At 41.7% G+C, this 8,074-nt stretch carries 8 protein-coding genes; 6 read left to right on the top strand and 2 right to left on the bottom strand.

What is annotated here, in order from left to right; translation table 11 throughout:
- Positions 1-157: 157 nt before the first annotated feature.
- Positions 158-1,231, top strand: a complete 1,074-nt coding sequence (locus ENH88_RS01080; protein ID WP_304178555.1) for an endonuclease/exonuclease/phosphatase family protein — start codon at positions 158-160, stop codon at positions 1,229-1,231.
- Positions 1,232-1,263: 32 nt separating this feature from the next.
- Here the strand turns inward: ENH88_RS01080 and ENH88_RS01075 are convergent, their stop codons facing one another.
- On the bottom strand, positions 1,264-2,640 hold the full coding sequence (locus tag ENH88_RS01075) for an NAD-dependent succinate-semialdehyde dehydrogenase (protein ID WP_304178560.1): 1,377 nt from the start codon (positions 2,638-2,640) through the stop codon (positions 1,264-1,266).
- A 199-nt stretch (positions 2,641-2,839) separates the two neighbouring features.
- Here ENH88_RS01075 and ENH88_RS01070 point away from each other — a divergent pair, with 199 nt between their 5' ends.
- Positions 2,840-3,877 carry an NAD(P)H-dependent flavin oxidoreductase gene (locus tag ENH88_RS01070; protein ID WP_304178550.1) on the top strand — a complete coding sequence of 346 codons (1,038 nt, stop codon included), beginning with the start codon at positions 2,840-2,842 and terminating at the stop codon, positions 3,875-3,877.
- Here ENH88_RS01070 and ENH88_RS01065 read toward each other — a convergent pair.
- Complete coding sequence (locus tag ENH88_RS01065) at positions 3,874-4,389, bottom strand: NUDIX hydrolase (protein ID WP_304178548.1); 516 nt, start codon at positions 4,387-4,389, stop codon at positions 3,874-3,876. The two genes, ENH88_RS01070 and ENH88_RS01065, sit on opposite strands and share 4 nt — an antisense overlap.
- A gap of 153 nt (positions 4,390-4,542) precedes the next feature.
- On the opposite strand from ENH88_RS01065, the gene ENH88_RS01060 reads away from it, so the two are divergent.
- Genes ENH88_RS01060 through ENH88_RS01045 form a run of 4 tightly spaced genes read left to right on the top strand, consistent with a single transcriptional unit; the run spans position 4,543 to position 8,068 of the window.
- The gene (locus tag ENH88_RS01060; protein ID WP_304178547.1) at positions 4,543-5,883 is read left to right on the top strand and encodes a sigma-54-dependent transcriptional regulator; all 1,341 of its coding nucleotides are present in this window, start codon (positions 4,543-4,545) and stop codon (positions 5,881-5,883) included.
- A 12-nt stretch (positions 5,884-5,895) separates the two neighbouring features.
- On the top strand, positions 5,896-6,105 hold the full coding sequence (locus ENH88_RS01055) for a histidine kinase (RefSeq protein WP_304178546.1): 210 nt from the start codon (positions 5,896-5,898) through the stop codon (positions 6,103-6,105).
- 16 nt (positions 6,106-6,121) lie between these two features.
- The gene (locus ENH88_RS01050; protein WP_304178544.1) at positions 6,122-7,606 is read left to right on the top strand and encodes a sensor histidine kinase; all 1,485 of its coding nucleotides are present in this window, start codon (positions 6,122-6,124) and stop codon (positions 7,604-7,606) included.
- Positions 7,607-8,068 carry a response regulator gene (locus tag ENH88_RS01045; RefSeq protein WP_304178541.1) on the top strand — a complete coding sequence of 154 codons (462 nt, stop codon included), beginning with the start codon at positions 7,607-7,609 and terminating at the stop codon, positions 8,066-8,068. It abuts the gene before it with no gap.
- The last annotated feature ends 6 nt before the right edge of the window (positions 8,069-8,074 follow it).

Raw genomic sequence — 8,074 nt, 5'->3', positions numbered from 1 at the left:
TATTAGACCGTGATATTTATCGCCATGGTAAGATTTTAAAGCCAGTTGATCGAGATGGCCGCATAACCATAGAAGTGGATGACACTGTCATTCATATGGTGCATGATATTAGAGAAATATTATCGATTTTAAGCCGCTATAAATAAAGGATTAATAAATGTTAACAGTGTTGGTATGTGTATTGAGTGTGTTATTAGTTGCCACCTTGTTACCTCTGTCTTATAGCCAACACTACCTGATCCGTAGCTGTGATTTTATCCGTTTACAAGTATTTTATGTTGCGCTGTGTGGCTTACTGATGGCGATTTACGGGGTATCATACGAGCCATCTGTGCTGAGTATATTGGCGCTTGTTATGGCTGTTGTTATCTTAGCAATTCAAGGTATGTGGATTTATCCTTACACTTGGCTTGCTAGTAAAGAAGTTGCGTCATGTTTAGATGATACACCACACAGTATTCGTATTATGTCGGCTAATGTATTGATGTCGAATGGCAAATGCAAGATGCTGATCGATTTGGTTAAAAAGCACCAACCTGACTTACTGATCACCTTAGAAACTGACCTAAATTGGCAACAGCAGCTAAGTTGTTTAGAAGACGCTTACCCGCATCGTGTTTATTGCCCCAAAGACAACCGCTATGGCATGCATTTGTACAGCAAGTATAAAATTAAACAACAGCAAGTTTGCGAGCTGGTAGAAGACGATATTCCTTCCATCCATATTTTATTCGAAACCGCCGACGGTATTGAAATGCAAGGGCACTTTATTCACCCTGCGCCACCGAGCCCTACAGAAGAAGATACTTCTAGACCGCGAGATACCGAATTAATTATACTTGCTAAAGCATTAAAAAATAATAAACGACCCACCATAGTGGCAGGCGATCTGAATGATGTAGCTTGGTCGCGAAGCACGCGTTTATTTATGAAAATTAGCGGCTTTTTAGACCCTCGCAAAGGCCGTGGCTTTTTTAATACTTTTCATGCTGGCTACTTTTTTATGCGTTGGCCACTGGATCATTTATTCCACAGTCACGGTTTTACCGTGAAACACATAAAGCGCTTAGAGAAATATGGCTCTGATCACTTTGCGTTATTAACTGAGTTGGTACATAGGCCGCAAAATGAAAATCAACAACTTGACGACGAGATGGATGTTCAACAAGCGGTTGATGAGTTACAAATGCCAGCGCATTCTAAAAGACAAGTGCCCACCTTTTCAGAATAAATCAAAGCTTAAGGGGCGTTCAGCCCCTTTTATTAGCGATTGACCATAATGGTTTTAATATTGACAAATTCACGAATGCCAAAACCGCCATGCTCTCGGCCATAGCCGCTGTCTTTCACCCCGCCAAATGGTAGGTTTGGTTGAGCAAGCCCATAGCCATTAATATTTACCATACCAGTATCAAAGTGTTTTTTTGCCAGCTCAATAGCTTTCTTTTCATCTTTAGAAAAAATACCGCCGCCTAAACCATAGCGTGAGTCATTGGCAATGCGCATAGCATCTTCGTTATCTTTTGCTTTGATAAGTGAAGCCACAGGACCAAATAACTCATCATCGTATGCGGGCATGCCCGACGATAAATTCTCAAGCAAGGTAGCTGGATAGTAAAAGCCTGTTTGCTTAGGAATTTCGCCACCAGTCACAATTGACGCACCAGCCTCAACTGATTGCATCACTTGTTTATGAATTTTGTCTCTTAAATCCTCGCGTGCCATTGGACCAAGATCGGTGTTTTCATCCATAGGATCGCCAATTCTTAAGGCGTTAAATTGCTCTACTATGCCTTTTTTAAACTCATCGTATAAGGCTGCTACTACCACAAAACGTTTTGCTGCTACGCAGGTTTGTCCGTTATTAACCATGCGACCTTGCACACAGGTTTTAATTGCCAGTGCTAAATCCGCATCATCAAGTACCAAGTAGGCATCGTTACTGCCAAGTTCTAGTACGGTTTTTTTAACCTGTTTAGCTGCTTGTTCGGCCACTTTTTTACCTGTGTCATCACTGCCTGTAAATGTTACTCCACGAATAGCGTTGTGGCTGATTAGCTCGCTGGCAGTTTTGCCATCGATTAATAAGTTTTTAAATACATGGCTTGGAAAACCTGCTTCAATAAATAATGCTTCGATCTTTTCAGCCATACCAAAAACGTTACTAGCGTGTTTTAGTACTGTGGTGTTGCCTGCCATGATATTGGTAACGGCGTAACGTACAACTTGATAAAGTGGAAAGTTCCAAGGTTGAATGCCTAATAAAACCCCCGTTGGCTGGTAGCTAATGATGGCGTGACCATTCTCCATTGGCCGCTCTTCATCAGTCAATTGAGCTTGACCGTGCTCGGCGGTGTAATGGCAAATTGCTGCACAGAGCTTGACCTCTTGCAAACCTTGCTGATACAACTTACCCATTTCATTAGTCATGAGTGTGGCAAGTGACTTTTTGTGTTGTTCAAACAGATAGGCTAGCTGGTTTAAATACTTGGCACGATCAGTGAGTGAAATATGGCGCCAATCTAAATATGCTTGCTGACATTTGTCTACCTCGGTTTTTGCTTGTGCTAAAGTAAGCAGTGTATATTCTGCAATGGGTTGTTCAGTGCTTGGATTGATCGTTGTTACTGTATTAGTCATCATAATCTCCTTACAAATAGTATGTAGGGAGTGTGCAAAGCTAACACCAACTCTGTATTAATGTGTTTTATATTCTTAATCCACTGTAATTATTGGTCTTTTTATTTTTATTGGTTCATTCTTTTATTATTTTCAGTTAGCATTTAGTTTTATGTCGGTAAAAAGTGCAGGTGACTGAAAAAGTTACAAGGAGTATGTTGTGGCGTTATCTTTTTTTAATACGCATTTAGCGCTTATTCAAGCGCCGATGGCGGGTGTACAAGACTTTCGTTTGGCTGCTGCTGTGAGTAATGCCGGTGGTTTAGGATCATTACCCTGTGCGATGCTCTCTAAAGAACAGTTAGTTAGCGAGCTTGATAAACTAACTCAAGCGACCAGTAATCCCTATAACCTTAACTTTTTTTGCCATACACCAGCCAGTTATAGCAATGTACAAAAACAGGATTGGCACCAGTTACTTGCTCCTTATTTTGCTGAATTTAATATTGATCAAGCAAAGCTAACAATGACGGCTTCGCGTCAGCCAATCGATGCAGACACTGTAGCACTTATTGCGCCTTTTAAACCGCCCGTTGTGAGCTTTCATTTTGGCTTGCCCGAGCCTGCCATAGTACAGCAAATTAAAAGCTGGGGCGGCAAAGTGATATCCACTGCTACCACTGTTGAAGAAGCCAAGTGGTTGGCAGCTAACGGAGCCGATGCCGTTATAGCACAGGGTTTAGAGGCGGGCGGCCATCGAGGGCACTTTTTATCAATGGACTTAAGTTTGCAGCAGCCAACGGCGGTATTGGTTGAGCAATGTGTGGCTGAGCTTAATGTTGCTGTTATTGCCGCAGGCGGCATTGCCACTGCCGAGGATGCAAAAAAAATGCAATCATTAGGCGCTGCAATGGTACAAGTAGGCAGTGCTTATTTACTGTGCCAAGAGGCAACAACGTCAGCGCTGCACCGTGATGCTATTTTACAGCAGCCAGCGAACAGCACGGCGCTGACAACGGTTTTTTCTGGACGCGCGGCTCGAGGGATTGAAAACCGCGTTATGCACGAGCTTGGCACTATGCCACAGCAAGCGCCTGCATTTCCATTTGCTAGTATTGCGCTAAGTGCATTGCGTGCTAAATCTGAAGCACAAGGCAAAAGTGATTTTTCGCCGTTATGGTGCGGGCAAAAATACATTGTTAGAGAAAATATTAATGCCGCTGCACTGTCAGCCTTATTAATGACACAATGGGATTAAGCGATATAACGGGCTATTTGTTTTAATAAATAGGTTTCGCGAATGATAGATAGCCCTTGTTTATCACTGGTTGCCAGCGTTCGCTCGTTATGAGCAATGGCATCATGAATGTTCACCCATTTAGCAACCATGCCATTTTGTTGTTCGTAATGTTCTAATTGCGCTTGGCCTAATTGTTCATCGATGCTGCAAAAATAGCAGTAAGACTTTATATGGATCACGGTATAATCATCTTTATACCAAGGGCGATATTCTTCATAAAGCCCAAACTCACCGAGTACTTTGATGTTTTGCGCGCCGGTTTCTTCTTGTAGCTCGCGGATTAGTCCTTGCTCTATCGCTTCACCTTCATCAACGCCACCCCCTGGTAGGCTGTAATCTTCATAGCGGGCGGTGTACATAAGTAAAATATCACTGCCTTTTAAGGCAATAGCACGGCTCGTTAGGCGAGTAAATTGGCGTGGTTCGCTGGCACTCACACTGGGATGAACGGTGCTCTTAAGTAAGCGCATCAGAATGTTCCTTAAAATTTAATTTAAAAATTATATCTCAAAAAAGATCTAAATCTATTTAGGCGGCGTAAATTTCCAGTTAAGCATCGATTTTGTAGAATAAGGCAGTTAATATGTTAGGCTGGGCAATGATAACAAGCATAGGGATTTATCATGTTAAACATACTGTTAGTTGATGATGATAGCGAGTTTAGTGATGTCGTTTGTCATATAGTAGAGTTTTTAGGACATAACATTAATACTGCAGCTAATTTAGCAGAGGCTGAGCAGTGGTTTGTTAATAATCGTTTTGACCACGTTTTCCTAGATTTTATGTTGCCAGACGGCAGCGGTTTGCATTTAGTTGAACACCTTAAAAGCATTGGCCAAAAACCTAAAATTACCCTTATTTCAGGTCATCCTTCAGTCAAAGGTAAATTGGCTGAAATGTGTGAGCCAAATGTTGGCCATTTAGTTAAACCTTTGCAACGCGAAGACATTGAACGCGTTTTAAATCCCAAAAAAGCAGCGGTTAAGAAAAAATCAGCACCGAGTATTAAAAAGCATTTTGGCACTTTAATAGGCGAATCGCCGCAAATGCAGCAGCTGTATACCATGATTGAGCGCGTCGCTAACACCAATGCCAATGTAATGTTAATGGGTGAAAGTGGTGCGGGTAAAGAAGTGGTGGCGCAGGCTATTCATAACGCCAGCGCGTGTGCAGGCCCATTAGTTGCTACCAACTGTGGATCACTTTCAAAAGAGCTGATCGGCAGTGAATTATTCGGTCATGAAAAAGGCGCGTTTACTGGCGCTATCGCGCGTAAAGATGGTGTATTTGAGCAAGCAACGGGTGGCACGTTATTTTTAGATGAAGTAACCGAAATGCCAATTGATATGCAGCCTAATTTACTGCGCGTGCTGGAAACTAAAAAAGTAACCCGAGTCGGAGGCAGTAAAGAAAGCGCTGTTGATTGTCGGGTCATTTCTGCGACCAACCGCTCACTGCAAGACTTAGCGCAAAATAATATTATTCGTGAAGATATCTACTTTCGTTTAGCGGTATTTCCTATTGATATTCCGCCACTTCGCGAGCGTAAAGCAGACATAAGTTTACTCGCTAACGCATTTTTAGAGCAGTTAAATGAGGAAAACGATACTGATTTTCAGTGGCAAGCCAGTCAATTAAAACTGCTTGAAAGTTATGATTGGCCAGGCAATGTGCGAGAACTTCGCCATGCAATTCATCGTGCTTTTATTATGAGCGAGCCAACGGGTAAGGCTATTAGTTTACCGGATAGTTTGGAATCGCCGTTTTCTCGGGTTAATAAACGCGCGCAAGTAAGCCAAGTTAGTGCCGGGCAAACTATTGAAGAAGTTGAAAAAGAACTGATCCACGCCACTTTAGATAAAGTACAAGGTAATAAAACCCTTGCGGCGCAAATGCTGGGAATAAGTACAAAAACCTTATACAACCGCTTAAATGCATATGGCGGCATTGGTGAATATAGCTAAATAAGGAAAAGTATGAGTAATAACGAACCGTTAAATAAACTCGTTCATGATGCACGAGCACCGCTAAACCGAATCTCAATGAATGCAGAACTAATTAAATTGGTAATTGAAAACGATATGCCGAAAGATAAAGCGTTAGCGGCATTGGATAAAATAATTAGTAATTGCCAACAATGTAGTGACAGTTTGGAACAAATATCGCATCTCGGCGTCGTTGAATAATATAAAAGGATTATAAATGAAGCAGCAAAAGCAACAAGGTAAGGTCAAGGTAACCTGGGCCAGTTTTATCGCAGTGCTGCTTTGTATTGTGGTGGGGAATGCGATTTTGGCAATGAATACCATTCAAAGCCTGACGCAAACCCAACAGCGTTTAGATGATACTAATATGTTAAACACCGCAATTGAGAAGCTGCATCTTTCTATTGTGCAGGCAGAATCAGGACAACGTGGTTACTTATTAACGGGCGATAAAGATTATTTAGCACCTTACAACGACGCTATTATGCAGCTCAATTCACAAGCTACACTGGTTAGAAATTTACGTACTGAGATTGTAGGCCAAGCAGAGAAAGTAGCACGTTTACTATTTTTGGTTGATGATAAAGTGGCGGTATTAACCAGAACCGTTGATTTAGCGTTAGCAGATAAAGAACGCCGTGCTCATTACTTACTAGAGACGCATCAAGGTCGTAAGCTTTATGAAGAAATTAGAGAGCTCGCTGATGAAATTCAAGATGCTGAGTCTGCTTTTAAAGCTGTGCAGTTTCGAAAGTTAGGGCAAATTAAAAAAGAAGCCAAACTCACTTTTGCAATTACTGCCGTGACCAGTGCGTTATTTATCCTTGGTATGTTTATGCTCACGCGTATTAACTTACATACAGCGGCAAAATATCAGCAGGAACTTGAATATCAAAACGAAACACTTGCTAGTAAAGTGACTGAGCGTACTCAGGAGTTGACCTTATACTCTGATGAATTGAGCCGCTCTAACCGTGAGCTTGAAGAGTTTGCCTTTGTAGCAAGTCATGATTTACAAGAGCCACTGCGTAAAATTCAGGCTTTTAGTGATCGCTTAGAAACCATGTTTAAAGATGAGCTGGGTGAAAAAGGCATTGATTACATCGCGCGGATGAAAAATGCAGCGCAACGGATGTCTAACTTAATTAATGACTTGTTAGAGTTTTCACGAGTGACCACGCGTGGTAAAGACTTTGCCGATACTGATTTAAAGCAAGTCCTTGATGATGTACTAAGCGATTTAGAAATTGCGATTAAAGAGTCAAATGCGCAGGTCAAGGTGGGCGAAATGCCAATAATACAAGCAGATCTGAGCCAAATGCAGCAGCTATTTTTGAATTTGATTTCAAATGCGGTGAAATTTAGACGTCCAGATGTGGCACCAATTATCACTATCGAGTATCAGCATCATACTGAATTTAATGATGATTATAATACTGAGCTGGAATGGCAAATCATTACAGTGAAAGATAACGGTATTGGTTTTGCACCAGAATATACCGATAAAATTTTTGTTCCGTTTCAACGTCTGCATGGGCGTTCGCAATATAAAGGCACGGGGATTGGTTTATCCGTGTGTCGTCGTATTGTAGAGCGTCACGGCGGTACGATAGCGGCGCAAAGTGACACCGGTGAAGGGGCAACCTTCATCATAAAACTACCTGTGGAAAGCGAACTTTTCACATTGCAAGGAGAGGCTTAAATGCCATTTTCTAAAGTAAAGCCAATCACCATTTTAATGGCTGATGACGATGAAGATGATCGTTTATTAACGCAAGACGCACTAGCCGAAAGCCGCGTACTAAACGAGTTATACTTTGTTGAAGATGGTGTGGAGCTTTTGGAGTACCTAGAGCGCAAAGGTAAGTTTGAAGACAAAAACTCATCACCACGACCTGGGTTGATTTTATTGGATTTGAATATGCCACGCATGGACGGCCGTGAAGCGTTGCAAGCGATTAAAGGCAATCCAAACTTAAAAGGTATTCCAGTTGTTATTTTAACCACTTCTAAGCAAGAAGAAGACATGGTTAAGGGTTACGATCTAGGCGCGGCTTCATACATTACTAAACCAGTTACCTTTGATGGTTTGGTAGAACTAATGAAAACGTTAGGTAAGTACTGGGTGGAGTTTGTAGAGTTACCTAGTACGTTTAATGACTAAATAAAA

The sequence above is a fragment of the Pseudoalteromonas prydzensis genome (assembly GCF_011050055.1).
Taxonomy (GTDB): Bacteria; Pseudomonadota; Gammaproteobacteria; order Enterobacterales; family Alteromonadaceae; genus Pseudoalteromonas; species Pseudoalteromonas prydzensis_A.
Note: the sequence above shows the minus strand (reverse complement) of the source record. Positions and strands in the feature narration are given on the sequence as shown.

Excerpts from the sequence above, each read along its gene's own strand:
- ENH88_RS01080 (WP_304178555.1), top strand. The coding sequence starts at position 158 with ATGTTAACAGTGTTGGTATGTGTATTGAGTGTGTTATTAGTTGCCACC.
- ENH88_RS01075 (WP_304178560.1), bottom strand. The coding sequence starts at position 2,640 with ATGACTAATACAGTAACAACGATCAATCCAAGCACTGAACAACCCATT.
- ENH88_RS01065 (WP_304178548.1), bottom strand. The coding sequence starts at position 4,389 with ATGCGCTTACTTAAGAGCACCGTTCATCCCAGTGTGAGTGCCAGCGAA.
- ENH88_RS01060 (WP_304178547.1), top strand. The coding sequence starts at position 4,543 with ATGTTAAACATACTGTTAGTTGATGATGATAGCGAGTTTAGTGATGTC.
- ENH88_RS01055 (WP_304178546.1), top strand. The coding sequence starts at position 5,896 with ATGAGTAATAACGAACCGTTAAATAAACTCGTTCATGATGCACGAGCA.
- ENH88_RS01050 (WP_304178544.1), top strand. The coding sequence starts at position 6,122 with ATGAAGCAGCAAAAGCAACAAGGTAAGGTCAAGGTAACCTGGGCCAGT.
- ENH88_RS01045 (WP_304178541.1), top strand. The coding sequence starts at position 7,607 with ATGCCATTTTCTAAAGTAAAGCCAATCACCATTTTAATGGCTGATGAC.